The following is a 25,296-nucleotide window of genomic DNA, read 5'->3' on the forward strand; positions in this document are numbered from 1 at the left end:
GCATCAGAGTGCGCGTTGAACTTTGCCGCCTTTGAGACAGCGAGTGCAAACACGCATGCGACGAACGGTACCGTTCGTATTTACACGCACGGATTGGAGATTCGGTAGCCAGCGTCGTTTCGTGAGAATGTGGGAGTGGCTGACTGCGTTACCCACTTGTGGGCCTTTGCCGCAAACTTCGCACCTTTTGGCCATACCCCAACACCTCCTTTTCTTTTCATGATCGAAGTGTTCAGTAACTTATAGAGAATAGCATAAACGGATGCAGTGTGCAATCATGTCTGTGTTGTGCGTGGCTTCGTTTTTCTTTGCGATCTTTGCAAATGGTATAGGGTGTTGTACACTGTGGAAAAGCTTGTGAGCGGAGGGATACGATGGCGACCACGATGACGACGGAGTTTGGCAAGATTACGATTGCAGATGATGTGATAGCGACAGCGGCAGGAATGGCGGCGCTTGATTGTTACGGACTCGCCGGTATGGCTCCACGCAGGGCAATGCGGGATGGGATCTCAACGCTTCTCAATCGCGAGAATCCCGGGCGTGGCGTTGATGTTCGCTCGACGGGTGAAGGGCTCGCAGTTGATCTATCCATTGTCGTCAGTTACGGAACGAGGATTCCCGAAGTGGCGGCTAACCTGCGCGAAAAGGTCAGCTATACTTTGCGGGAGATCTTTGGCATTGAAACGGAGCGCATCAACATTAGCGTTCAGGGCGTCAAAGTGCTCGGAGATCGATAAGGAGGCTCGTGAGTGCTGCAACAAGAAGATATGGACGGCGCGCTCTTTCTTCATCTTTTGAAGGCGGGGCACGATGAACTTGAAAAAAGAAAAGATGAAGTCAATGCATTAAATGTTTTTCCTGTTCCGGATGGCGACACGGGAACAAACATGTTTCTCACGTTGCATTCGGGGCTCGAACACGTCCTTCAATGCGGGGATAAAGATGATCTGCAAAAGCTGGCGCAAGCGCTTTCTTCAGGACTTCTCATGGGTGCGCGCGGCAATTCCGGGGTGATTCTGTCCCAGTTGTTTCGCGGATTTCAGTCCGTTTTTTTGGGGCGCGGACGAAGTGATGCACGGCAGCTGGCGCAGGCGCTGACACAGGGTGTGCAGATTGCGTATAAGGCGGTTGCACGGCCAGTGGAAGGCACAATCCTTACGGTTGCACGCGAGGCGGCGCTGGGTGCGGAGGCGGCGAGTCGCAAAAAGGATGTGACGCTGCTCCACGTCATGGAGGCAGCCGTCCATCGCGGAGAGCAGGCGCTTCTCCACACGCCAGATCTCCTGCCGATTTTACGTCAAGCGGGGGTTGTCGATTCTGGTGGTCAGGGACTCCTCTACATCTACAAGGGCTTCTTGCAGGCGCTGATGAGTGAACCGTTGCTCGATCGCTCGTGGGATGATCTCGGATTTCGCCCGGCGGTCGTAAGGCGGACTGAAGCATTGCCACAGCCTGCTCTTGAAGAGCTCGCGCACGGAGAAGGAGAATTCGGTTACTGTACGGAATTTCTTATTCGGCGCAGTGATTCAGATCAGAATGTGGAAGAATCGTTGCGCGAATCCCTCATGCAACTAGGGGACTCGCTGCTCGTCGTGCAAACGGATGAATGGATTAAGGTGCACGTTCACACGCTTCACCCAGGCACCGCACTTGAGGCGGGACTCGCGTTTGGGGCGCTAAACGGGATCAAAATTGACAATATGACAGAACAGTATGCGAAACGCGTAGGTACACAGCGCGACATGGTATTGGGGCAGGCAAGCGCATCGCCACTACGCGCGAAACTCGCGCTCGCTGCAGTCGTAACAGGTGACGGAATCGAAGCGTTGTATCGTGGAATCGGAGTTCAGGCCATTGTACAAGGTGGTTCGACGATGAATCCTTCGACAGAAGAATTGCTGACCGCCATAAAGCGCATCCATGCTGATCAGATCATCCTTTTGCCAAATCATAAAAATGTGATCATGGCGGCTGAACAAGCGTGTGCTGTCATGGCAGGCAAGGTGCATGTCATTCCTGCGCTAAACATGGGGAGTGGATTGGGGGCGGCACTCGCGTTTGACGCAGAGAGACCGCTTTCCGAGAACATCGAGCGCATGACAGAGGCGGCGCAGCGCGTACAATTTGTTGCGATCACCGCATCCGTTCGCGACGCGAGTTATCAGGGTCACGCGATTGAGGAAGGCGATTACTTGGCGCTGTACGAAGGGGAAATAGCAGGAGCGAATCCTTCGCGCAGCACGCTTTATCGGGAGGTGTTGACCACCTTGTGTGAACGTAGCGTCGAGATCTGCACCGTATTTTATGCAGATGAATCGCTGCGCGAGGAAGCGTTATGCGAAGCGGATGCACTTGCGCAAGACTATCCGGAAGTAACCTTTGAAGTGCACTGCGGTGGGCAGCCGATCTACGATTACCTCATCGCGGCAGAGTGAGGGATGCCGTGTGGATAAAACGCCTTGGCAGTCGCAACCCCTAACGATGATTCCGGGGGTGGGACCGGCGCGAAGAGCGGCGCTTCACCATCTCGGAATCGATTGTGTGGCTGACCTTCTTCACTATTTTCCATTTCGCTACGATGAAGATACAAAAGAACACGAGTTTTCGGCCGAGACAGGTACCGTGGTTGTAGTCGCCTCTGTGGCAGGAGAGGCACGCGTGCGTTTCGTGCGAGGTAAGTCGCTGCTATCCCTGCCTGTTGTTATTCACGATACGCCAATGCAGGCGATTTTTTTCAATCAATCGTATCTGCGAAATCAATTTTCTGTCGGAATGACCCTGCGCTTATACGGACGCTACGACGCGACACATAAAACGCTTACGGTTACGCGCCACGAGCGACCTTCAAAACACGGCGCCTTGCGCTCCATGACACCCGTTTATGCAGTGTCATCCTCAATCTCCGTCATCACACTGAGACAAATCATGAACGCGGCGCTGCGCCGCGTTGAACCGCAACTGCGCGATGCTTTGCCGGGAGAACTCGTCGCGCGATTTCGACTGCCATCTTATTGCGCAGCGCTGCGTATGATTCACTTCCCGGATACGCTCGAAGATGTTCATCAGGCGCGACGTCGCCTTGTTTTTGAGGAGTTTTTACGCTATCAGTTCCATCTTCAGCTTTTACGTGAAACGGCCGCAAGCGAGCGTGCCGCTCCGCTTGACCCTGTTCGTTTTTATGAAGGGAGCGAATCCTTTGTTCGCGCTCTGCCGTTCCAGTTGACGGACGGGCAGCGTTCTGCACTCGCGGCGTTATCCGAAGAACTCATCGGAACGGTTCCCATGAGACGGTTGTTGCAGGGGGACGTCGGATCAGGAAAAACAGCTGTCGCCTTTGCGCTCGCGGCAGGTCTTGCGCACACAGGCCAGCAAACGGTGTTGATGGCGCCGACGGCCATTCTCGCAGAGCAGCATTATCGCGATGCGGTGCGCATGCTAAAACCCCTTGGTGTCACGGTTGCGTTAAAGACATCCGAGTCGTCAGAGTCGACCGTCAGCGTAAACCCTTTGAAGCGAGGCGAATGCACGGAGGATTTGATCATCGGGACGCACACCCTTGCCAGCCCAACGCTATCCTATCGTCGTCTGCGCCTTGCCGTGATTGATGAACAGCATCGGTTTGGCGTTGGAATTCGCCGCGCCCTGCGCGAGAAGGGGGAGGGGACGAGCGTTCTTCACTTGTCGGCGACGCCAATTCCGCGCAGCCTCGCCCTCACGCTCTATGGCGATCTCGCTGTAACGACGCTTCGCGAGCGCCCTAAAGACCGCTTGCCGATCAAGACAATGCATGTTTCAACACGTGATCAGACGCCTGTTTTTCGACTCCTGCGAACCGAGTTGATGAAGGGGCATCAGGCATACATCGTGGCACCGCGCATTCGTCCTGACGATGTGGATGAAGAGATGAAGAGTGCGGAAGAACTCTACGAGGTAATGGTCACAGAACTTGGCGCCGCGCGCATCGCGCTTGTTCATGGGCAGATGAATGACAAAGATCGGCAACAAGTGATGCGTGAATTTGTGGCAGGACATACCCAGGTTCTCGTTGCGACATCGATGATCGAAGTGGGTGTCAGCGTTTTGAATGCGACCGTGATGATCGTATACGGCGCCGAGCGCTTTGGACTCGCCACACTGCACCAATTGCGCGGACGCGTGGGCCGATCGATCTATCCGTCTTACTGCATGCTTGTCACAGATCCAGTCGGCAACAAGGCATTGGAGAGAATCGATGCGCTTCTGTCTTCGCAAGACGGATTCGCATTGGCGGAACGCGATCTGTCGCTGCGCGGTCCAGGGGAATTGCTTGGCGCGAGGCAATCAGGTCTCCCCACGTTCTCAATCGGTGATCCACTGGCTGATTTGCGCATCATGGAAGCCGCGCGCGACACCGCAGAATCGGCCCTTCGCGACCGCTCGTTTTGGCTGCTCCCAAGTTATCAAGATCTGCGCGAGTCTGTGCTTCGCGATCTTTTGCAGAAGATGGAGTAAAGAGGAGCGAGGAATGTATGAAATGGGAGGGGGCGGACATCCTAGCGCGTAGGAGGCGATGAACATGGCAGCAGGACAACATTCAAACACGTACGTCGCGAAAGGCGTGAATCGCGCAATGGAGCAATTCAAGTATGAAGTTGCGCAAGAACTCGGCATTCAAACGCCTGCCGACGGTTATTGGGGCACGATGTTGACGCGCGATACGGGGGCAATCGGAGGACATATGACACGAAAACTCGTCGCGCTTGCAGAGCAGCAGCTTGCAGGAAAACCGTTTTAATGTCGTTTTTTCTCAATCTCTTTTGAACTGATCAAAGAAACAATGAGGGGCGCTTAAAGCCCCTCTTTTTTTGTGCTATAGTAATGAACGTTCTGATCTTTTTTTGCACCCATCCATAGGCGATGATTGGTCGTTTTTGGATTCGCGTGAGGAGGCGATTCAAGGCTGTGCGCAGAGCCTTCTTCTTTGCGTTTTTTCTAACACTCCCTAAGCGAACGCTGTCATCTCTGTTGGGACGCCTCATGAGTGTCTCCGCGAGTCGCCACCTTATCCCATACTTTATTCGCTTTTATCGTGTAAACGTGTCCGAAATTGAAGGAGAGACTTCTGGCTACGCAAATCTATCCCATTTTTTTTCGCGCAAATTGGCCCCTGGCGCGCGTTCATTTTGCGGTGATGAAAACACGGTGCACAGCCCAGTTGATGCGCGTGTCGCGTCGTGTGGTGAAATTACAAACGATCAAGCGATTCAGGTAAAAGGACAATGGTATTCCGTGTCTGCACTCACAGGAATACCGTCCGCTCGCATCGAGGGCGGGGTTTATCTCACGCTCTATCTGAGTCCGCGCGACTATCATCGCATTCATGCCCCGCTTCCCGGAAAAGTCCTTGCCATCACGCACGTGGCAGGAACCCTATACCCAGTCAATCGCTGCGGAGTTCGATCGGTTCACAAGCTCTTTCTTAGGAATGAGCGAACGATCACAACGTGCCAATTTGCGAATTCTACGTATCATCTGGTGTGTGTGGGCGCGTTTGGCGTAGGTTCAATTCGCGTGACGGCACCTTTCATTGCGCACGCGTATCCGCGAAGACGTCGCGCGAAATTTCACACGCTTTTTTGCGGCTCACACGAAATTGAGCGCGGTGAAGAACTCGGTTATTTCTCTTTAGGAAGTACGGTTGTTCTCATTTTTGAAAAAAACCAGTTTGAACGAACGGTCGTCGAAGGCGATGACGTCAAAGCGGGGGATTCCATCGGTCGATTTCTCACGCTGTCAAAATCATCTCGATGATACTCACAGGGACCGCACCATGAGCGGCCCCTGTGAGTTAAATGCAAGCAAGGAATTAGCAGGCGTTGCTCGTTCCAATGCCTGGTACGAGCAGGAAGAATAAAACGAAGATGATCAAGAAAACAACCGCCCAACGCGTATATCCACCGAATGTGCCCACGTTTTTCAGCTCCTCACTCTTGATGCCTGCTGTGTAAAATCAACGTGCATCAATACACGGGAACCGTTGTGCATTGCTGCGTGTAGCCTGGGATGAGCAAGAAGAAGAGCACAAAGATGATCAGAAATACAACCGCCCAACGCGTGTATCCTCCGAATGTACCTTCCATGAGGTGACTCCTCCTTTGTTGTAGGGTGATTACATAGGTAATGGATGCATAAAAAAGGCTCATTGAAAGGTACATTCGCCCGCTTCAACACAAAAAACCCTCCTCGCCCGGGTACGCGAGGAGGGAGCTCTGTGCAACAACTTCATCTGGATTGGATGGTCCTATGTAGTGACGCACAGAGCGACTGGGAGAGGAGAAACCGGAAGAACATGTCAATCTGACACGCTCTCTGGTTGCCTTGCGGCATCGCTGCCACATCGTTAGTTTGGCCAATGGAAGTTTGTGCTATACCTTTAGGCGTGGTTTAACGCTGTGATTTTCATTGTGGTAAAGTGAGCAGAGAGAAATGTATCTTTGGATTTGAAACCTAAGGAAGTGTCACGATGCGCGTCATTGCGGGGACAAAACGGGGCAGAACGCTCATTGCTCCCAAAGGAGATGAGACGCGCCCTACCCTTAATCGAGTGAAGGAGGCACTTTTTTCGCGAATCGGTCCCTACTTTGACGGTGGAATGGGCCTCGACTTGTTTGCCGGATCAGGCGCACTTGGCATCGAAGGGATCAGTCGCGGCCTTGAAAAGGTGATTTTTGTTGACGCGCGGACGGGAAGTGTTATACGTGACAACCTCGCGCGACTGGACTGTGATTCACAGGCGGATGTGTGGACGATGGATTATCTTCGCGCACTGCATCGGCTTACTCGGGAATGTGTAAAAATTGATGTGGCATTTCTCGATCCGCCTTATGCACTTTGGCATCGCGCGCCTCTGCTCGATCAACTGTCTGACGCGTCGATTCTTCGTGAAGAGGCGACTGTGGTGGCCGAGATGGGGCGAGATAAAGACACGCCAATGGCGCACGGGTATGAATTGCTGCGCGAGTCGCTGTATGGTGAAACGAAGCTTTGCGTGTACCGCTATTGCGGAACTGCCGATTTTTTCGTGGAAGACACAATCGATTCTCAATTGGAAAGGTGATCGATCTCGTGCGCATTGCCGTATACCCTGGAAGTTTTGACCCGCTCACGCTCGGGCACCTTGATGTCGTGACGCGCGGGGCGAAGATGTTTGATCACGTCGTGGTGGCTGTCCTTGTCAATCTGAAGAAGACGCCGCTTTTCACATCCGAAGAACGCACCGCGCTGATTCGCGAGAGTGTAAAAGATCTTCCCAACGTGAGTGTCGATTCCTTTTCGGGTCTTCTCGTAAATTACTTACAAGAAAAACAGGCGACGGTGATCATCCGCGGCTTGCGCTTTATCAGCGACCTTGAAACGGAGCTTCAAATGGCATCCATGAATCGCGAGTTAATGCCAGAGTCAGAAACCATCTTCATTCCAACAAACCATGAGTTTTCTTATTTGAGTTCCAGTCTTATTAAAGAGATTGCGCGTCACCGCGGTGATGTTTCACGCTTTGTGCCGGGCAATGTTCTGCACGCGCTTCGCGAAAAACAGGAAGAGCGGTTTGGCTGAATCGGGGTGGACGATGGTGAGTAAGATGAAACTTGGCGTCGCTCTTGGCAGCGGAGGAACGCGCGGGTTTGCGCATGTCGGCGTGTTGCAAGTTTTGGAAGAAGCCGGATTTGAACTTCACGCGATTGCAGGCTCGAGCATGGGCGCGCTGATCGCCTCCCTCTATGCGACAGGAGCTCCTGTTCACCATATGGAACAACTCGCGACACATTTGCCAATCGCTCGTTGGATGGATGTCACGTTTCCGAAGATGGGCTTGGTGACAGGCGTAAAACTTCACGAGTTGATCAAAATATTGACAAAGCGAAAAACATTTGATCAGTGCAAAATTCCGCTCGCCGTTGTTGCGACTGATCTTGAACTCGGAGAACGCGTCGTACTCACGGAAGGTTTTGTTCACGACGCAGTGCGTGCGAGTATTGCCATTCCTGGGATTTTCGTTCCTCATCGGATCAATCAGCGCCTTTTGATCGATGGCGGGGTCATCGATCGCGTGCCGATTCACGCGACGCGCAGTCTCGGGGCAGACTTCGTGCTCGCGGTAGATGTGGGACTGTTCGATCGGTTACCACCGGTCAGGCATGTGTTTGACGTCATCGTTCAATCGATTGACATCATGGAGCGCGAAATTTTCCGTCATCGCATTCTCGATGCAGATTTTGTGATTCGTCCGGAACTCGCTTTGATGAGTTCCACGACGTTTCACGGCATCGCCGGGGCGATCGAGGCGGGGCGTGACGCAGCGCGCAAGGCCATTCCTGAGCTTAGGGAGAAACTGGCGAGTGTTGAAGAAGCGGCGCGCGGTCGCTCGTGATGAACGCAGCGCTTGAACGAAAGATAAGAGGTTGTGTCTCATGAACGATGTCTTTGATAAAACGAAGCGTTCGCGAAGGCGAGTAAAGATATTCCAGTTCTCGCTCCTCGCGCTTCTCGTACTAGCGGTAGTTGCACTCTACATACCGCTTCCATACTATGTTTTTTCGCCCGGACTCGCAGAAGCGGTCGCCCCGATCGTTCGGGTGCAGGGCGGCCATCGCGATGAGCGAGGAAAGTTTATGCTCACGTCGGTGTACGTCACCTACGCGGATAATATCTACGACTTTATCGGCGCGCTGATGATTCCTCACCACCAAGTGTTGAGCGTAAAGCAAGTGTCTGGTGGATTGCCAAATTCCCTCTACAATCAGATCGAGGAGTACATGATGTCGCAAGCCAAAATTGACGCGGAGGTCGCCGCTTTTCGCTATCTCCACAAACCGTATCGCCTCGCGAATCAAGGTGTCACTGTGATTGCGCTTGACGAAAAAGAGAATCCCGCGTCGCCACTCTTGCCAGGTGATGTCCTCCTGAGTGTCAACCGTGTGCGCATTCGAACAGTTGTGGGGTTGTTGGATGTCCTCGCGCGACTGCGTCCAGGTGTCTCCATTTCGGTGGATGTCTTGCGAAGTGGCAAGGTAAGGCATCTTCAAATGCACACGGTTTCACTGTCAGAAGGCGCGGCAAAACCGCACACAGGTCTTGGCATCTACCCGGCTCAAGAGACAAACTTGATCACGGCAAACCCTGTATCCATAAAGACTGGACAGCTTGATGGGCCCTCAGCTGGTCTTATGTTCTCGCTTGAAATTATCAATCAGCTCGCACCAACGGATCTTACGCGCGGTTATAAAATTGCGGGTACAGGAACCATTAATTCAAATGGAGTGGTCGGACAGATCGGCGGTGTTACCCATAAAGTCATCGCGGCGGTTAACGCAGGCGCATCGTACATGTTTGTGCCAGCTGATCGCGCGCCGGGAGATACGAATGAGGCGCATGCATTGGCGGAAGTGAAAAAGGACCATCTCAATATTACGATTGTCCCTGTCAGCACACTTGCTCAGGCAGTTTCCTTTTTAGAAAAATTGCCGCCGAAAAAGGCGACATCGTAAACGGGCGGGTCACGGGGAGGCTGTCGTTAGAAATGGCGCATTGACAGCGCACAGCGTTACCCGTATACTACTTTCTGTCGTGAATGGAGTGAAAGATCTTTTGAAAATCGCATGGTCTGATGCGGAGAGACCTGACGGAGTGCATCTCTGCGACAAGGTAGAGATGACGGAGGAATTTGACGAGGCGAGTGGTGTCGCGTCAATGGAACCACTCCTCGTGGATGTCAAAGCGGTTGCAGACGCGACTGAACTGACGCTTGCGGGTCACGTGGAAGCGCGCGTCAATTTTCGCTGTGTGCGCTGTCTTGAACCGTTTTCTTCACGCATTCTAGCATCGTTTCAAGAGGTGTTTTGCCGAACGAAATTGACCGCAGAGCAAGAAGAAGCCGAAGTGATCCACTGGGTTGATCGCGATGTAACGATCGATGCTTATGCGATTCAGGCTGTTTTGCTTGCGTTGCCGATGAACCCGCTTTGTAAACCGGATTGTCTAGGCTTATGTCCAGAGTGCGGTGTAAATCGCAATGAGGTGCGTTGCTCGTGTAACGTAGAACCGATCGATCCGCGTTGGGATGAATTGGCAAATCTATTTCAATCCGATAGGTCATCCGAAATTTCGGATAAGAAGTGAGGTGGATTCAGTGGCAGTACCACAGCATAGAACGTCCAAAACTCGGAAACGCCTTCGCCGCACCCACTTTAAATTGTCTGTGCCGGGAATGGTTGAATGCCCCGAGTGTCACGAAATGAAATTGTCTCACCGCGTATGTCCAAACTGCGGCACCTACAAGCGTAAAGCAGTTGTCGCGACGGAGCGCGCGTAGTAAGCAGAGAGGGTCTTGGCGTTTACGCGTCCATGGCACTCTTTTTTTATGATGAGCATACGGGGTGGTCTGCGCATGTCAACTCAAAAAAAGACGCGACACGAACGGCTTTTGCACATCATTGAGAGTGAACCCCTTTTAAAAGATGAAGAACTCGCAGAGCGGCTCGCAGTCAGTGTTCAGACGATTCGCCTCGATCGCTCGCAGTTGGGGATTCCTGAGGTGCGCGAACGAATGCGGCGCGCCGCGACAACTCATTTTGGGTCTCCGCGAGCGCTTGAAGTCGGTGAGGTTGTCGGTGAAATTATTGATCTTGAAATTGGACGTCACGGATTGTCCGTCTTTGACGCGGGCGCAGAGCACGCATTGTCGCGTTCGCACATTGTGCGCGGGCATCACCTGTTTGCGCAGGCAAACACGCTTGCCGCTGCGATTGTCGATGCAAAGCAGGCGCTTACGGCAAGGGTGACGGTGCGTTTTTTTCGCGTGGCGCACGTCGGTGATCGCCTGATTGCAAAGGCGACAGTCACTGGCACGCGCGCCGATTTTGTTCGCGTCGCGGTGCGAACGCGCGTTGGCAATCAAGAAGTCTTACAGGCCGATTTTCTTTTAATGCAGGGATCGGGAGAAGCGGAACGGGGGGGAGAACTTCGTGAGACTCGCCATTGATGTGATGGGCGGCGATCATGCTCCCATGGCGCCAATTGAAGGCGCTATACGGGCTGCGCTTGAACATAAGCAGGTTGAATTTATCCTGGTGGGGCGCGAAGAAGCGATTGAACAACACCGCTCGAATTTTCCATCGAACATACGCGTGAGGCATGCCCCCGATGTGATCGCGTCGGACGCGGAACCGGTGCGCTCTGTACGCCGACAGCCTGATTCTTCAATGGTCGTCGCCGCGACACTCGTTCGCGATAACGTTGTCGATGGCATGGTGTCGGCAGGAAACACAGGCGCTTTTATGGTAGCCGGATTGCTGTTTGTTGGCCGTATGCAGGGGATTGATCGTCCAGCCTTAGCAGGACTCCTGCCATCCTTTCAAGGCAATGGCGTCCTTCTGCTCGACGCGGGCGCAAACACGGATTGTACGGACGCTCACTTGTTGTCATTTGCCAAGATGGGACAGGCGTATGCGCAGGTAGCTATGAAAATTGAGCGCCCGCGGATAGGGCTTATCAATATCGGGGCTGAGCCGAACAAAGGCAATGAGGTAGTCAAGTCAGCCTATCGCTTGTTAAAACGTGAGATGGAAGGGTTCGTCGGAAACGTCGAATCGCGAGAAATGCTGCGTGATGTGTGCGATGTCGCGGTGTGCGATGGTTTTGTCGGCAATACACTCGTTAAATTTTATGAGGGCGCAGGCGCCGGTCTTTTTGATGAATTGCGCGCCATGTTTATGCAGACGCGCTTGACGCGCTTGACGGCACTTTTCTTGCGCCAAGGGCTGAAGCGGTTTAAGATGCGCTTTGACTATGCGGAGTATGGCGGTGGCCCGTTTTTAGGCGTGAACGGCATTCTTGTGAAGGCACACGGCTCATCGAGTCCGCGCGCGTTTCAAGTGACGATCAACCAGGCGATAAAAATGCATCAGAATGGTCTGATTCACGCTCTGCAAGAGGCCATCGCCAATCGACCTGAGACGGGGGAGACCTGATGAAAACGGCCTATGTCTTTCCTGGCCAAGGATCGCAATATGTTGGCATGGGTGCGGCGTTGGCAGAAATGGACCCGCTCGCTTGCGAACTGTTTGACGAGGCAGACGCGGCGCTTGGTTTTTCGCTGCGCGCGATTTTTCTTGAAGGCACGAGTGACCAGCTGCGTTTAACGTATTATACCCAGCCAGCCATTCTGACCGTTAGCGTGATCGCGTATCGCCTTGCGGTCAAACATGGATTCCCCATACCTGACTACGCGCTCGGCCACAGCCTCGGTGAATACAGCGCCTTGGTGGCGGCGGGTGTGCTCACCTTTTCTGACGCGGTTCGCCTTGTTCATAAACGCGGTCATTTCATGGATGAAGCGGTGCCGGCAGGAATTGGCGCGATGGCGGCGGTCTTGGGCGCCGACCTTCTAGCGCTTGCGTCTTTGTGTCGGGAGATTGCGAATGAACTCTCAGAAGTGGTGGAGATCGCGAATGAAAACTGCCCTGGACAGGTTGTCGTGTCTGGCCATAAGGCGGCGGTTTCTCGCCTTGTTGAACGCGCGAAAGAGGCAGGTGCGAAGCGGGCAATTCCGCTTGATGTGAGTGGTCCCTTTCACTCTTCGCTGATGGCGCCGGCGGGCGCGCGACTGGCGGCGGAGCTTGCCGGTGTCGAACTGCGCAAAGCGGCGTTTCCGATTGTGGCAAACGTTTCTGCCGAGCCGCTTACCGAGCCGGATGATATTCGCCTCGCACTGGTACAGCAAATTTCAAAACCAGTTTTATTTGAGGCGGGGATCAGGCAGCTGCTCGGACAAAGTGTTCAGACATTTGTCGAGATGGGGCCAGGCAGTGTGCTGTCGGGGCTTATAAAGAAAATTGATCGGCAAGCGACAACGCAGCGCATTGAAGATGATGGAACGTTTACGCAAGCAAAGGCGGCTATTTTGGGGGTGTCGTGATGGAGCTTCAGAACCGCGTCGCGATTGTCACAGGTGCGTCAGGTGGAATTGGTTCAGCGACCGCCAGAGAGCTTGCTGAGGCCGGAACGCGCTTAGTTTTAGCGTATCATCACGGTGGTGAGCGCGCCGAGGCGCTCGCCGCAGAGATTCGTGCGCGCGGGGGCGAATGCACCGTCGCGCAGGCGGATGTCTCGACAAAAGAAGGTGCGGGCATCCTCGCGAAAACGGCTGTTGAGGCGTATGGCGGGATCGACATCCTGGTGAATAATGCGGGTGTGACGCGTGACGGACTGTTTTTGCGAATGAAAGAAGAGGATTGGGATCAGGTCATTGACACGAATTTGAAGTCTGTCTTTCTCTGTTCCCAGGCAGCCTCAAAATATCTCATGCGCAGTGCGTACGGGCGCATCATCAACATCGGATCGGTTGTCGGTTTGACGGGCAATGCCGGGCAGGCTAACTACGTTGCGGCAAAGGCGGGGCTCGTTGGCCTGACAAAAACGCTTGCGCGTGAACTCGCGGCGCGCAAGGTTACGGTCAACGTCATCGCTCCCGGGTATATCACAACTCGCATGACCGAAAGCATTGCGCCAGAGCTGAGCGAAAAGATGGCAGAACAAATCCCGCTCGGACGTCTGGGGCAACCGGGGGATGTTGCGGCGCTTATTCGCTTTCTGGCCGGGGATCGCGCGTCGTATATAACCGGACAAGTATTGCAAGTCGACGGCGGGTTAGTCATGTAGTATACTCTGGCAAGGAGGTGACAGTATGTCCGATGTATTCGAGCGCGTAAAGCGTATTGTTGTGGACCGCCTCGGCGTGGAAGAGTCGCAGGTTGCGTTAAATGCGTCCTTTAAAGATGATTTGGGGGCCGACTCGCTGGATGTTGTGGAGTTGGTAATGGAACTGGAAGATGAGTTCGATCTTGAAATCTCAGATGAAGATGCGGAAAAGATCACAACAGTTGGCGATGTTGTACAGTACATTCAGTCTCGCGAGTAATCTTTTATTTATACGAGTCCCCGCCCCGTGCGGGGCTTTTCTGGTCATGGACGAGAATCGCGATTGCGTGAGGAATTTTGATTCGCGAAGGTATCTATGAATCACGGTGTACTGAAGGAGGAGTGACATATGTCGATGCGCCGCGTAGTCGTAACAGGAATGGGTGCAGTCACACCTGTTGGTATAGGCGTTTCCTCTTTTTGGGAATCGCTAAAAACAGGGAAGTCGGGTGTTCGCCGCATTGAATCGTTTGATGTGACGGATTATCCGACAAAAATTGCCGCAAGTATCCCTGGGTTTTCGCCAGAGGATTACATCGATCGAAAAGAAGCGCGCAGGATGGATCGCTTTGTCCAGTTTGCCGTGGCTGCGGCGAAAATGGCAATGGATCAAGCGGGTCTTGTGATTACGGAAGAAGTGGCTCCGCGTGTCGGCGTATATATTGGTTCGGGCATTGGCGGTCTCGCAACGCTTGAAGACCAACATCGGACGCTTCTGGAACGCGGACCAAAACGGGTGAGTCCTTTTTTTATTCCGATGATGATCGGTGACATGGCGTCTGGCCAAGTATCGATTCTCTTTGGGGCACAGGGGCCAAACAGCGCGCCCGTTTCGGCCTGCGCTACGGGTTCGAATTCGATTGGCGACGCTTATCAAATGATTGCGCGCGGTGCCGCAGACGCGATGATTTGCGGAGGTGCAGAAGCGACCATTACCCCTCTGGCGTTGGCAGGGTTTTGTTCTGCCAAAGCACTGTCTGAGCGAAATGAGGAACCAGAGCGCGCGAGCCGCCCTTATGATCGCGCGCGCGACGGATTTGTCATGGGCGAAGGTGCGGGGATTCTGGTCATTGAAGAGTATGCGTTTGCCAAGGCACGCGGGGCTGAAATTCTCGCCGAAGTTGTCGGATACGGCATGAGTGGGGATGCGTATCACCTCGTGCAACCGGCGCCAGAAGGAGCTGGCGCGGCGCGCGCGATGCGTGCGGCGCTTACTGACGCACGCCTCAATCCAGAGCAGATCGGGTATATCAACGCGCACGGCACATCGACGCAAATAGGCGATGTGGCGGAGTCGCAAGCGGTTGAATCGATTTTTAAGGAAGCTGCCAAACATACGCCTGTGAGTTCCACAAAATCGATGACAGGACACTTGCTCGGTGCGGCAGGTGGCATCGAGGCGATTGCGGCGGTCATGGCGCTGCGCGAAGGGATCCTCCCTCCTACGATCAACCTTGATGAAAAGGATCCTGAGTGTCGCTTGGACTACATTCCAAATGTTGCCCGCGAGGCTACAGTGCACTATGCGATGTCAAATTCGTTTGGGTTTGGCGGTCATAATGCAACCTTGATTTTTGCGAAGACGAATGCGTGACAAGCTATGCAATCGCAGAACCGGGGAGTGTGAGAATACCGGTGGGGGCGCAACCGATCCATCGCTTGATGCAACACATAGGCATTCAATTTCAGGATGTGACGCTGCTTCAATCAGCGTTTACGCACTCTTCCTATCGCAATGAGCATCGCAAACCTGGTGCAAAAGACAATGAACGCCTTGAGTTTTTGGGTGACGCGGTGCTTGAACTGAGTGTCAGCCAATACTTGTATCGCACCTATCCTGATTCACTTGAAGGCGAACTGACTCGCATGAGGGCGGCGATTGTCTGTGAGCCAAGCCTTGTCATGTTTGCGCGAAGACTTCACTTTTCACGCTATTTGCGTCTAGGCAAAGGTGAAGAAATGTCGGGCGGAAGAGAGCGGTCAAGCCTTTTGGCGGATGCGTTTGAAGCGTTTGTGGGCGCGCTTTATCTCGATCAAGGGCATCACGGCGTAGAGCGATTTCTGACAGAGCACTTCTATCCGTTTATCCCCACACTTGAAGACGCGTGGAAAAAAGACTACAAAACAATGCTCCAGGAAGTTGTTCAACGCTTGCAAATGGGCGAACTCAGTTATGAGATCCTTGAAGAGCGTGGACCGGCGCACGATCGTGAATTTGTTATTCAGGTGAATGTGGGACAAACGGTTTTTGGGCACGGCGTTGGGCGTTCTAAAAAAGAGGCAGAACAGCGGGCGGCAGAGTCTGCCTTGATGCAGGATGTATTTCGGGAGCGCGAGTGAGCGGATGAATGTTGCCCAAGGGATGATCGGAATATCTGGATATAGCGAAGTGAACTACCTCGATAGGAGGCGTTGGGATTGTTTTTAAAGCGGCTTGATGTGCTTGGCTTCAAGTCGTTTGCAGATCGCACCGAAGTGACGGTCGTTCCCGGAGTGACGGCGGTTGTCGGTCCGAATGGGAGTGGCAAGAGCAACATTGCGGATGCGATTCGGTGGGTGCTTGGGGAACAAAGTGCCCGTTCGCTGCGCGGCGCAAAAATGGAAGATGTCATCTTTGCGGGAAGCCAAAATCGACGCGCGTTAAATTTTTGTGAAGTGAGCCTGACGCTTGACAATGCGGAAGGCAAGCTTCCTGTATCCTATGCCGAAGTGACAGTGACGCGTCGCGTCTACCGAAATGGAGACAGCGAGTATTTATTGAACCGACAAGTCTGTCGACTGCGCGATATCAGTGAACTTTTTATGGATACGGGCGTGGGTCGAGAGGCTTATTCCATTATCGGTCAAGGGCGCATCGAGGAGATCCTCTCGACGCGCAGCGAAGATCGTCGGGGTATCTTTGAAGAGGCTGCCGGGATTGTAAAATTTAAAACACGGCGCAAAGAGGCGGAGCGAAAACTCTCCGATGCGTCGCAGAATGTCACCCGCGTAAAAGATATTCTCGCGGAGCTTGAAGATCAGTTGGAGCCACTGCGAGAGCGAGCGGAGCGAGCGATTGCGTATCAGTCGCTATCGGAATCCTACCGAAGATTGCATATTGGCGTATTGACGGCAGAGGCGGCCCATTTGCAGTCGCGCAGTCACGATCTACAGTTGGCTGTTGATGAACAACAAACGGCGCTACAAAATGACCATGCTCATCTTAATGAGATAGAACAGCAAGTCAACGAAAAGCGTTCGGTGCTTGAACAGGTTGAACAGGCACTAGAGCAGGCTAATCGAGAACTCCTCGCTGTCACCGAAACGTATGAACAGGCTGAAGCGGAACGGCGTGTCGCTATGGTGAAGCAGGATGCCGCGCTCACAGCGCTTGAAGATTTAAAAAAACGTCACGAAGAAGTTGAGCAGCAACTGGAGCAATTGGAGCATGCGATCGCGGCGGCTGACGATAAACGATCTGCGAGTGAGTTGCGCGTCGCGAAGCGTCGCGTGGCACTAGAGCAAGCGCTTATGAATTCGGATGAACAAGGTGTTATGAGAGCGCTCAAGGAGCGAACGCAGGAGGCGCGCTCAACGCTAATTGAGCGGATGCGCGAGCAGGCGAATTTGAATAACGCGAAACGCGCCCTTGAAGGTGAGCGAACAGCGCTTGAGCGGCGACGAGTGCGATTGCGTGAAGAGGCAGAGGTGCTCTTGACGCAGTGGGAAGAAGCGCAGCGACACCATGTGCGCCTTCAAGAAGAGGCGCGTCAAGATGAACAGACGTATGCGCTCTATCACGAAGAATTGATGAAATGTCGCGAGAAACAGTGTGAGGAAGCGGAAAAAAGGCGAATCGTGCAGTCGCGGATGACGGAGCTTGAACAAGAGCGCGTGAGTGTTCGCTCGCGGCTCGGGGTTCTTGAGGATTTGCAAAATGATCTTGAAGGTTTTTCCGCAGGGGCAAAAGCGGCGCTCGTCGCGGCGCGCACTCAAAAGCTCGAAGGAATTCACGGCGCCATCGCAGACCTCGTGGAGGTCCCAGAAGCGTATCAACTCGCCATCGAGACGGCGCTTGGCGCCTCGGTTCAACACATCGTAACAGAGCGTGAGCGAGATGCTCGAAATGCAATCGATTATTTGAAACGAAGACAGTTAGGGCGCGCAACGTTTCTTCCGGTCGAAGTCATCAAGGCGCGGCGCATTCCGCCACAAGAATTGCAAAGGGTTCAGTCTTCATCCGGATTCGTTGGCATCGCCTCAGATTTGCTGAGTGTGAAGCCATCCTTTAAATCGGTCATCGATTCTCTGCTGGGCAATGTGATCGTCGTATGGACGTTACCTGAGGCAAACGCGATCGCACGCGTTTTAAGCTATCGGTATCGAATTGTGACGGAACAGGGTGACATTGTCAATGCGGGCGGTTCCATGACTGGGGGAAGCGTTGGTCGTCGCGGCACACCCATCTTAGGTCGAACGCGTGAGATTGAAACGCTGCGCGCGCGTGCGCAAGAGAATAAATCTGCTTTGGATGAACTTGTGCGCACGCTTAAGGACCATGATGAATCAATCGAGGTCTTGCTAAGTGATGAAAAACGCGCGACAGAACAACTTGGCGAATTTACACAGCACGCAGCGAACCGTCAAAGAGACATAGAGCGGGCTAAAAACACCTGCGGCTTTCTTGAAGAAAGGCGAACTGCACAGAGCAATGAAGAGCTTCAACTCGAGCGTGAGTCAGAAGAAATTGAAATCAAGCATAACGCGCTTGCTGACAAACTGCGCTTGCTCGATGAGCAAGTTGTACTCGCTGAGAGCGTGGTGACGGCGGTCGAGGCAGAAGCCGAAACCATCCAAGCGGAATTTGCGGGACGAAATGAAGAACTCACTGCGCAGCGCGTCTCGCTTGCAGAAGAAGAGCAAACCTTTCTTTACGATCAGTCTGAGTGTTTGCGATTGATGGAAGAACGCTCTCGCTATGTGACAAATAAGGACCGCATGTTTCAAGAGATCAGCAGGGCGATCGCGCTTCTTTCAGAGTTGCAATCCACACTGAAGAATCTGGAAAAAGACAGTGGCGGTATTGCATCTGCAAGAGAACAGCGGCAGTCGACTTTAACGGAACTACGCGAAAATCGGGTGCAGCGTTTTGAGGAACTAAGTTTACTTGAGAGTGAGATGGATCGAATTCGCGAACAGCGCGCCCGCGCAGAACAACGTTTGCACGCGTCTGAATTATCTCGCTCACGCGTCGATACAGAGCTTGAAGCTCGTCTCGGGACACTTCGAGATGATTATGGATTAGGTTATGAACTTGCGAGTGAGCGTTATCCATTGGATGAACCGCTTGCGCAAGCGAAGGCCCGTCACGGTGAATTGAAGCGAACGCTTGATACGTTTGGGGAAGTCAGTCTTGGGGCGGCTGAAGAGTATGAGCGGGTTTTAGAGCGGTATACGTTTTTGCGCGATCAGGAAGGCGATTTGGAGAGCGCGCGGATGCAACTTGGAACGCTCATTGCAGAAATTGATGACGAGATGGCCAAGCGGTTTAAGGAGACGTTTGACGAAGTTCGTCGACACTTTCAAGGGGTTTTTCAATCGCTCTTTGGAGGGGGGCAGGCTGATCTCTTCCTCGTGGACGAGAATACGCCACTCACCTGTGGAATCGAAGTGATTGCAGAGCCGCCAGGGAAGAAAATGCAGACGCTCTCCCTTCTCTCCGGAGGTGAGCGGGCGCTTACGGCGCTTGCCCTCATGTTTGCGATCCTTCGTGTAAAACCGGTCCCTTTTTGTGTATTGGATGAGGTTGAAGCAGCGCTCGATGAGGCGAATGTTTCACGTTTTGCATCCTATTTAAGGGAATTCTCTACCCATACGCAGTTCGTCGTGATCACGCACCGTCGAGGAACCATGGAATCGGCTGACGTGCTCTATGGTGTCACGATGCAGGATTCAGGCGTTTCGAAGCTAGTTTCTGTACGTGTGCTCGAAGAAGAACCAATCGAGGCGACAAATGAAGCGTGATGGACGCGTTTGTGCACGAATAGGGGATGAATGAATGGGGATTTTTGATCGCTTAAAGCAGGGTTTGACGAAAACGCGAAAAACGTTTCAAGATACGGTTGCTACACTGGTGCACAGGCGCTCCATTGATGCAGAGCTATACGATGAACTGGAAGAAAAACTGCTGGCGGCCGATATCGGATTTGATACTACTACGGCATTGCTTGAGCGGATGAAAAAAGAAGCGCGACGTCAATCCTTCCAAACCGCGGATCAGTTGATTCCAGTTTTAAAAGAAGCGATGGATGAAATTCTCACGGCGCAAGATCACGCGATGCATACGGCAGCGCAGGGTCCAACGGTCATTCTCGTGGTCGGCGTAAACGGCGTTGGCAAAACGACGACAATCGGGAAACTTGCCCACCGCTACACCCTTGAAGGCAAGCGCGTTATGATCGCGGCGGGGGATACGTTTCGCGCAGCGGCGATCGAACAATTGGCGGTGTGGGCGGAGCGGGCGAATGTCCCGCTGGTTCGACAGGCGATCGGGTCGGATGCGGCAGCCGTCATCTTTGACGCGGTGCAGTCGGCGCGCGCGCGGCAGGTTGATGTCTTGTTGTGCGACACGGCCGGCAGATTGCAAAATAAATCGCATTTAATGGATGAACTTCGCAAAATCGTGCGTATTATGAAACGTGAGATTCCGGATGCGCCGCATGAAGTGCTGTTGGTCGTCGATGCGACAACAGGGCAAAATGCGCTCTCGCAGGCGGCGATGTTTAAAGAGGTTGCTGATGTGACGGGTGTTATTTTAACAAAGCTTGACGGCACAGCGAAGGGCGGGGTTATACTTCCGATTTCTCGGGAATTGAATTTGCCGATAAAATGGATTGGCATTGGCGAGCAGATCGATGATTTGCAACCTTTTATGGCAAGTTCGTTTTCGGAAGCGCTCTTTTCGCCTCAAGAATCGTAAGAGCAAAATCGGCGTGACAAGTAAAAACACTTGACATGCCTGAAGCGTTTTTTTATACTCGTAGACGAGTGAGGTGTTCGTCTTGGACGAAATCACCACGCAACACCTGCTATACGATTTATATGGAACGTTGCTCACAGAGCGGCAACGGCAGGTACTGGAAGATCGTTTGTTCGAAGATCACTCCTTACAGGAGATTGCCGAACATCTAGGGATTTCAAGACAAGGGGTTCACGATCTCTTTTCACGCTCTATGCTTCAACTTGAAGACTATGAGAAAAAATTGGGTCTTGTACAAGAGTATATAAAAAGGCGAACGCTGCTGGTGACATTACAAAAGCGATTACTTGAGAAAAACGCGATGGATGAAGAGATGGAGCGAGTCATCCACGAACTGATGGACGAGGAGGTGGAACCGGATGTTTGAGTCGCTGAGCGGACGCTTGCAGACTGCCTTTTCCAAGTTGCGAGGCAAGGGTCGTCTGAGTGAAACGGATGTCAATGACGCCATGCGGGAAATTCGACGTGCTCTTCTAGAGGCGGACGTCAATCACGTCGTCGCGAAGAAGTTTGTGGATGCTGTAAAAGAGCGCGCAATTGGACAAGACATTCTGCAGAGTTTGACGGCCGGGCAGCAAGTGGTGTCGATCGTCAATGATGAATTGACAAGGCTACTTGGCGAAACGCAGGCGAAACTCGAACGTTCCGCGAAACCTCCTACAGTTGTGATGATGGTTGGCCTTCAAGGTGCCGGCAAAACAACCGCTACGGCAAAACTCGGACGCTTTTTGGCGACCAGTGAGCATCGCCGTCCGCTTTTGGTAGCGGCTGATATTTATCGGCCTGCGGCGATTGACCAGCTTGTCGCGTTGGGGCAACAAATCGGCGTGAGCGTTTGGGCTCCAGGCGCGACGTTGGCACCGGTCGAGATTGTTCGAACAGCGCTTGATGAAGCGCGGCGCGGTGGCTATGATTATGTGCTTATCGACACGGCTGGACGCCTTCATATTGATGATGTACTCATGAATGAACTTGAACAGCTTCAGCAACTCAGCGATCCTGAAGAAATTCTTCTGGTCGTTGATGCGATGACCGGTCAAGATGCGGTGACGGTTGCTCAATCCTTTCATGAGGCGCTAGGAATTACAGGTGTTGTTTTGACGAAGATGGATGGCGACACGCGAGGAGGCGCCGCGCTCTCTGTACGCCATGTAACGGGATGCCCAATCAAATTTGTGGGCACAGGTGAGAGACCGGACGCATTGGAACCTTTTTACCCTGATCGAATGGCATCGCGCATCCTCGGCATGGGTGATGTTCTGACGCTTATTGAAAAAGCGCAAGCTCACTTTGACGAGGATCAAGCTAAGATTTTAGAACAGAAAATGCGAAATAACGATTTTACGCTTGAAGATTTTCTATCTCAATTGCAGCAAGTAAAAAAAATGGGACCGCTTGATCAACTGATGGGAATGATTCCAGGACTTGGCGGCGCGCTGAAGCATCTCCCTCAAGGTGGGGTGGACGAAAAACCGCTTAAGCGTATTGAAGCGATTATTCTCTCCATGTCCCCCGAAGAGAGAGTGAAGCCAGAGCTCGTGGAAAAGAGTTCAAGTCGCCGCGTTCGAATTGCAAAAGGCAGTGGGACGCAAGTCAAGGATGTAAACCAGTTATTGCGACAGTTTGGTGAAATGCGCAAAATGATGAAGCAATTCTCCGCCATGGGGAAAGGCGGTAAACGAAGTATGGCAGGATTAAAAAATCGCTTGGGCGCTCCGAGGATGCCGTTTGGTGGAGGTCGCGGTAAAAGAAGTCGATAATATGCGTTTGTCGCGCATCTCGATGCGCTGCTTAAGAATGTTTCGTTCGTTAATTCTAATAAGGAGGTGAAAATCATGGCTGTTAAAATTCGACTGAAACGAATAGGTGCAAAAAAGGCTCCTTTCTATCGCGTTGTTGTTGCTGACTCGCGTTATCCTCGCGATGGACGCTTTATTGAGGAGATTGGAACATACAACCCTCTAACGGAACCTGCTCAAATTCATATCGAAGAAGAGCGCGCACTTTATTGGCTACAAACCGGAGCACAACCTTCTGACTCCGCCCGTAATTTGCTGAGCAAATTAGGGATCATGAAACAAATGCACGAACGCCGTCAGGGCAAGTAAACTGTACAAGGATGTGGGTTTCCTTGAAAGAACTCGTAGAATGGATTGCGCGTAATCTTGTAGATCACCCGGACGAAGTTCGTGTATCGCAAAAAGAAACAGATCGCACGATCGTTTATGAGCTTTCGGTACACCCCTCTGATACAGGTAAAATTATCGGCAAACAAGGTCGTATGATTAGAGCGATACGCTTAGTGACGGCTGCGGGGCACCTGCCCGAAACGAGAAGGATCCACATTGAGTTGGTTTAGTGTGGCCGTTTCGATTCGGGTGTTGTGTCCTATTTTTCTTGGACAGGCCAAACTTCGTGGGATGAAAAGAGAGGATGATGAGCAGTGATTACGATTCGACAACCGGTTGCAGTGAAAGTTATTTTGACAGAAGAAACAAAACAACAATGGCTGGCAGAACTGCGGAGATTGATCAATGCTACAATCGCCGAGTTAGAGGAACTCGAGTTTCGCGGTAAGCAGTGGTTGCGTGAGGCGAAAGAACAGGGCGAAGCGGCAATCGCGGCCACTGAAGAGCGAATTGAGTCGGAGCGAAGCCAACGCATTGAGCGTCGCGAACAGATGATTGCGCAACTAAGTCAGATTCAGCAAATGGACATTGGCGAAGAAGTCCCCAACGGGAATGTAGAAACCACTGTCGATGTAAAGGTTGGCGATTCGTGGGATACGGTTTTACTCGGCAGTGAGATTATCCTGAAGGACAATATTGTAGTAGAAATTCGCCAAAATGGACAATCGATTACTTCCTGATTCGATTGTTTCCATTTGATCGGATCAGTTCAATTTAGGCGGGACGGAAACAGGTGAGAAGATGATTGCTGTTGGGTTGATTCATGGCACTCACGGATTGAATGGCGAGTTAAAGGTAGAATCGAGAACAGATTTTCCTGATCTTCGATTTGTACCTGGTTCTCGCTTGTTTTTGCTTAAAAAAAATATTCAAGATGAAGGTTTAGCGATTCCGGTTGTCGTTGAAGCGGCGAGTGTATATAAACGTGGGTATCTGCTGTCCTTCGTTGGGTATCGTTCAATTACTGCGGTTGAAACATGGCAAGGCGGAACCTTGAAGGTTCCCGAATCGGAAATGCCGAAGTTACCTGAGGGAGAGTATTACATTCGGGATTTGCTCGAGTGTCATGTCTATGATGAGATGGATAACCGAATTGGCGTCGTAACCAATGTGCTAACTCCTGGCGCGAATGATGTTTATGAAGTGAAAGCAGATGACGGAAAGCTGCTGCTCATTCCGGCGATAAAGGAATGCATTTTGAGTGTGGAACCAGATAAAAAACGTATGACGATTCATGTTATGCCAGGGTTATTTGATGAATCGTAAGGAGTCGCACGTACTACATTTGGATATCTTGTCGCTCTTCCCAGAGGCGATTGAACCGTATCTCTCATCGAGTGTGCTTGCGCGAGCAAAGCGAACGGGCACCGTAGACATCTGCGTGACCAATTTTCGGGATTTTTCTGAGGATCGACACAAGACGGTTGATGACTACCCGTTTGGTGGAGGGGCAGGCATGCTTTTAAAGGCTCCACCGCTCTTTGCAGCGGTCGACCATGTGCGAGCACTGCGCAATTTAGAATACGCGCCACGCGTGATCATGATGACCCCGCAGGGACGCACGTTTAATCAAGCGGTTGCGCGTGAATTGAAGAAGGAACGCCATTTAATTTTCCTGTGTGGGCACTACGAAGGATTTGATGATCGCGTGCGTCAACATTTGGCGACGGATGAACTTTCAATCGGTGATTTTGTGCTGACGGGTGGCGAACTCGCAGCTCTTGTTGTCGTTGACGCAGTGGTGCGATTGATGCCGGGCGTTCTTGGTAATGAAGAAAGTCCGAAACAGGATTCACATGAAAACGGAATGCTCGAATACCCTCAATATACAAGACCACGAAAGTTTAGAGAATGGGAAGTCCCGGAAGTTTTACTCTCTGGACATCACGAAAACATCGAGGCGTGGCGGAGGCGAGAAGCGTTGGCCAACACGTGTAGAAACCGACCTGACCTTTTTATGAAACTCCCGCTTGACGAGAGGGAGCGGAGTGAGATTGTTCGCTACGTAAACGGATATGTAGAAAATTGAGTTCGTCGAAAGTACAGGGTGACTGTATCCCTGGCCCTGTCATTCAACGAACTCCCTTCATGGTATGTTGAACAGTAACCGACGGTGCAGATGGTAATGCGTGTTTTCATGTTTGATACCCGGGCTGTTTAGAATCGCTGTGATGTACGGTATAAAAATGTGGGATAAAAGGTTTGACATGATGCGCGAGGGGTGATATATTACTCCTTGTCGCCGCGAGGCTGACACGAAGAAACGAAGCAAAACGCAGTACCATGGATCCTTGAAAACTAAACACGGATACGTAACAACGTCAGCAAGATTCGGCTTTAAACGGCCAATAT

General features: G+C 52.3%; 28 protein-coding genes. 27 read left to right on the forward strand and 1 reads right to left on the reverse strand.

Annotation, left to right across the window (positions count from 1 at the left end):
- Positions 1-3: 3 nt before the first annotated feature.
- A complete protein-coding gene (gene rpmB / locus AYW79_RS15265; protein ID WP_079290473.1) occupies positions 4-195 on the reverse strand; it encodes a 50S ribosomal protein L28 in 192 nt (63 codons plus the stop codon).
- Positions 196-374: 179 nt separating this feature from the next.
- Between rpmB and AYW79_RS10840 the strand changes: the two genes are divergently transcribed.
- From AYW79_RS10840 to trmD, 27 genes are all read left to right on the forward strand, one after another.
- On the forward strand, positions 375-740 hold the full coding sequence (locus AYW79_RS10840) for an Asp23/Gls24 family envelope stress response protein (RefSeq protein WP_067565572.1): 366 nt from the start codon (positions 375-377) through the stop codon (positions 738-740).
- Between the two features lie 12 nt (positions 741-752).
- Positions 753-2,438 (forward strand): DAK2 domain-containing protein, encoded by a 1,686-nt coding sequence (locus tag AYW79_RS10845; RefSeq protein ID WP_067953096.1) that lies wholly within the window; start codon positions 753-755, stop codon positions 2,436-2,438.
- A 10-nt stretch (positions 2,439-2,448) separates the two neighbouring features.
- A complete protein-coding gene (locus AYW79_RS10850; RefSeq protein ID WP_067953094.1) occupies positions 2,449-4,494 on the forward strand; it encodes an ATP-dependent DNA helicase RecG in 2,046 nt (681 codons plus the stop codon).
- Between the two features lie 64 nt (positions 4,495-4,558).
- The gene (locus tag AYW79_RS10855) at positions 4,559-4,777 is read left to right on the forward strand and encodes an alpha/beta-type small acid-soluble spore protein (protein WP_067565575.1); all 219 of its coding nucleotides are present in this window, start codon (positions 4,559-4,561) and stop codon (positions 4,775-4,777) included.
- A 167-nt stretch (positions 4,778-4,944) separates the two neighbouring features.
- On the forward strand, positions 4,945-5,793 hold the full coding sequence (asd, locus tag AYW79_RS10860; RefSeq protein ID WP_067565578.1) for an archaetidylserine decarboxylase: 849 nt from the start codon (positions 4,945-4,947) through the stop codon (positions 5,791-5,793).
- 712 nt (positions 5,794-6,505) lie between these two features.
- Positions 6,506-7,099, forward strand: coding sequence for a 16S rRNA (guanine(966)-N(2))-methyltransferase RsmD (gene rsmD / locus AYW79_RS10865; RefSeq protein ID WP_067565581.1), 594 nt, complete (start codon positions 6,506-6,508; stop codon positions 7,097-7,099).
- Between the two features lie 8 nt (positions 7,100-7,107).
- Positions 7,108-7,596, forward strand: a complete 489-nt coding sequence (gene coaD, locus AYW79_RS10870; RefSeq protein ID WP_067565584.1) for a pantetheine-phosphate adenylyltransferase — start codon at positions 7,108-7,110, stop codon at positions 7,594-7,596.
- A 13-nt stretch (positions 7,597-7,609) separates the two neighbouring features.
- On the forward strand, positions 7,610-8,410 hold the full coding sequence (locus AYW79_RS10875) for a patatin-like phospholipase family protein (RefSeq protein ID WP_067565636.1): 801 nt from the start codon (positions 7,610-7,612) through the stop codon (positions 8,408-8,410).
- Between the two features lie 40 nt (positions 8,411-8,450).
- Entirely contained in the window at positions 8,451-9,527 is a 1,077-nt protein-coding gene (locus AYW79_RS10880) for a YlbL family protein (protein ID WP_067565587.1), read from the forward strand.
- A 100-nt stretch (positions 9,528-9,627) separates the two neighbouring features.
- Positions 9,628-10,158 carry a YceD family protein gene (locus AYW79_RS10885; RefSeq protein ID WP_067565590.1) on the forward strand — a complete coding sequence of 177 codons (531 nt, stop codon included), beginning with the start codon at positions 9,628-9,630 and terminating at the stop codon, positions 10,156-10,158.
- Between the two features lie 10 nt (positions 10,159-10,168).
- Entirely contained in the window at positions 10,169-10,351 is a 183-nt protein-coding gene (rpmF, locus tag AYW79_RS15270; RefSeq protein WP_079290459.1) for a 50S ribosomal protein L32, read from the forward strand.
- A gap of 75 nt (positions 10,352-10,426) precedes the next feature.
- Positions 10,427-11,020 carry a transcription factor FapR gene (gene fapR, locus AYW79_RS10890; RefSeq protein ID WP_067953090.1) on the forward strand — a complete coding sequence of 198 codons (594 nt, stop codon included), beginning with the start codon at positions 10,427-10,429 and terminating at the stop codon, positions 11,018-11,020.
- The gene (gene plsX, locus AYW79_RS10895) at positions 11,004-12,008 is read left to right on the forward strand and encodes a phosphate acyltransferase PlsX (RefSeq protein ID WP_067565593.1); all 1,005 of its coding nucleotides are present in this window, start codon (positions 11,004-11,006) and stop codon (positions 12,006-12,008) included. Before fapR ends, plsX begins: the two co-directional genes overlap by 17 nt.
- On the forward strand, positions 12,005-12,955 hold the full coding sequence (gene fabD, locus AYW79_RS10900) for an ACP S-malonyltransferase (protein WP_067565596.1): 951 nt from the start codon (positions 12,005-12,007) through the stop codon (positions 12,953-12,955). Before plsX ends, fabD begins: the two co-directional genes overlap by 4 nt.
- Positions 12,955-13,698: a 3-oxoacyl-[acyl-carrier-protein] reductase gene (gene fabG / locus AYW79_RS10905; RefSeq protein WP_067565599.1), complete on the forward strand. Its 744-nt coding sequence runs from the start codon at positions 12,955-12,957 to the stop codon at positions 13,696-13,698. The genes fabD and fabG overlap by 1 nt, the downstream gene beginning before the upstream one ends.
- A gap of 25 nt (positions 13,699-13,723) precedes the next feature.
- A complete protein-coding gene (locus AYW79_RS10910; protein WP_067565602.1) occupies positions 13,724-13,957 on the forward strand; it encodes an acyl carrier protein in 234 nt (77 codons plus the stop codon).
- Positions 13,958-14,092: 135 nt separating this feature from the next.
- Positions 14,093-15,331, forward strand: coding sequence for a beta-ketoacyl-ACP synthase II (gene fabF, locus AYW79_RS10915; protein WP_067565642.1), 1,239 nt, complete (start codon positions 14,093-14,095; stop codon positions 15,329-15,331).
- Between the two features lie 68 nt (positions 15,332-15,399).
- Positions 15,400-16,077, forward strand: coding sequence for a ribonuclease III (gene rnc, locus AYW79_RS10920; protein ID WP_067565645.1), 678 nt, complete (start codon positions 15,400-15,402; stop codon positions 16,075-16,077).
- Between the two features lie 78 nt (positions 16,078-16,155).
- A complete protein-coding gene (gene smc / locus AYW79_RS10925; RefSeq protein ID WP_067565606.1) occupies positions 16,156-19,740 on the forward strand; it encodes a chromosome segregation protein SMC in 3,585 nt (1,194 codons plus the stop codon).
- Positions 19,741-19,774: 34 nt separating this feature from the next.
- Entirely contained in the window at positions 19,775-20,695 is a 921-nt protein-coding gene (gene ftsY / locus AYW79_RS10930) for a signal recognition particle-docking protein FtsY (RefSeq protein ID WP_067565609.1), read from the forward strand.
- Positions 20,696-20,777: 82 nt separating this feature from the next.
- Complete coding sequence (gene ylxM, locus AYW79_RS10935) at positions 20,778-21,122, forward strand: YlxM family DNA-binding protein (RefSeq protein ID WP_067565612.1); 345 nt, start codon at positions 20,778-20,780, stop codon at positions 21,120-21,122.
- Positions 21,115-22,515, forward strand: a complete 1,401-nt coding sequence (gene ffh, locus AYW79_RS10940; protein ID WP_067565615.1) for a signal recognition particle protein — start codon at positions 21,115-21,117, stop codon at positions 22,513-22,515. Before ylxM ends, ffh begins: the two co-directional genes overlap by 8 nt.
- Positions 22,516-22,590: 75 nt before the next feature.
- Complete coding sequence (gene rpsP / locus AYW79_RS10945) at positions 22,591-22,863, forward strand: 30S ribosomal protein S16 (RefSeq protein ID WP_067565618.1); 273 nt, start codon at positions 22,591-22,593, stop codon at positions 22,861-22,863.
- Positions 22,864-22,886: 23 nt separating this feature from the next.
- Positions 22,887-23,114: a KH domain-containing protein gene (locus AYW79_RS10950; protein ID WP_067565621.1), complete on the forward strand. Its 228-nt coding sequence runs from the start codon at positions 22,887-22,889 to the stop codon at positions 23,112-23,114.
- Positions 23,115-23,198: 84 nt separating this feature from the next.
- Positions 23,199-23,624 (forward strand): YlqD family protein, encoded by a 426-nt coding sequence (locus AYW79_RS10955; RefSeq protein WP_231877825.1) that lies wholly within the window; start codon positions 23,199-23,201, stop codon positions 23,622-23,624.
- Between the two features lie 61 nt (positions 23,625-23,685).
- Positions 23,686-24,210 (forward strand): ribosome maturation factor RimM, encoded by a 525-nt coding sequence (gene rimM / locus AYW79_RS10960; protein ID WP_067565623.1) that lies wholly within the window; start codon positions 23,686-23,688, stop codon positions 24,208-24,210.
- Between the two features lie 19 nt (positions 24,211-24,229).
- Entirely contained in the window at positions 24,230-24,973 is a 744-nt protein-coding gene (gene trmD, locus AYW79_RS10965) for a tRNA (guanosine(37)-N1)-methyltransferase TrmD (protein WP_335339627.1), read from the forward strand.
- Positions 24,974-25,296 lie beyond the last annotated feature (323 nt).

The organism is Ferroacidibacillus organovorans (assembly GCF_001642725.1).
GTDB classification, from domain to species: Bacteria; Bacillota; Bacilli; order Alicyclobacillales; family SLC66; genus Ferroacidibacillus; species Ferroacidibacillus organovorans.

Excerpts from the sequence above, each read along its gene's own strand:
- rpmB (WP_079290473.1), bottom strand. The coding sequence starts at position 195 with ATGGCCAAAAGGTGCGAAGTTTGCGGCAAAGGCCCACAAGTGGGTAAC.
- AYW79_RS10840 (WP_067565572.1), top strand. The coding sequence starts at position 375 with ATGGCGACCACGATGACGACGGAGTTTGGCAAGATTACGATTGCAGAT.
- AYW79_RS10855 (WP_067565575.1), top strand. The coding sequence starts at position 4,559 with ATGGCAGCAGGACAACATTCAAACACGTACGTCGCGAAAGGCGTGAAT.
- rsmD (WP_067565581.1), top strand. The coding sequence starts at position 6,506 with ATGCGCGTCATTGCGGGGACAAAACGGGGCAGAACGCTCATTGCTCCC.
- AYW79_RS10875 (WP_067565636.1), top strand. The coding sequence starts at position 7,610 with ATGGTGAGTAAGATGAAACTTGGCGTCGCTCTTGGCAGCGGAGGAACG.
- AYW79_RS10880 (WP_067565587.1), top strand. The coding sequence starts at position 8,451 with ATGAACGATGTCTTTGATAAAACGAAGCGTTCGCGAAGGCGAGTAAAG.
- fapR (WP_067953090.1), top strand. The coding sequence starts at position 10,427 with ATGTCAACTCAAAAAAAGACGCGACACGAACGGCTTTTGCACATCATT.
- fabG (WP_067565599.1), top strand. The coding sequence starts at position 12,955 with ATGGAGCTTCAGAACCGCGTCGCGATTGTCACAGGTGCGTCAGGTGGA.
- AYW79_RS10910 (WP_067565602.1), top strand. The coding sequence starts at position 13,724 with ATGTCCGATGTATTCGAGCGCGTAAAGCGTATTGTTGTGGACCGCCTC.
- fabF (WP_067565642.1), top strand. The coding sequence starts at position 14,093 with ATGCGCCGCGTAGTCGTAACAGGAATGGGTGCAGTCACACCTGTTGGT.
- rnc (WP_067565645.1), top strand. The coding sequence starts at position 15,400 with ATGCAACACATAGGCATTCAATTTCAGGATGTGACGCTGCTTCAATCA.
- ftsY (WP_067565609.1), top strand. The coding sequence starts at position 19,775 with ATGGGGATTTTTGATCGCTTAAAGCAGGGTTTGACGAAAACGCGAAAA.
- ffh (WP_067565615.1), top strand. The coding sequence starts at position 21,115 with ATGTTTGAGTCGCTGAGCGGACGCTTGCAGACTGCCTTTTCCAAGTTG.
- rpsP (WP_067565618.1), top strand. The coding sequence starts at position 22,591 with ATGGCTGTTAAAATTCGACTGAAACGAATAGGTGCAAAAAAGGCTCCT.
- rimM (WP_067565623.1), top strand. The coding sequence starts at position 23,686 with ATGATTGCTGTTGGGTTGATTCATGGCACTCACGGATTGAATGGCGAG.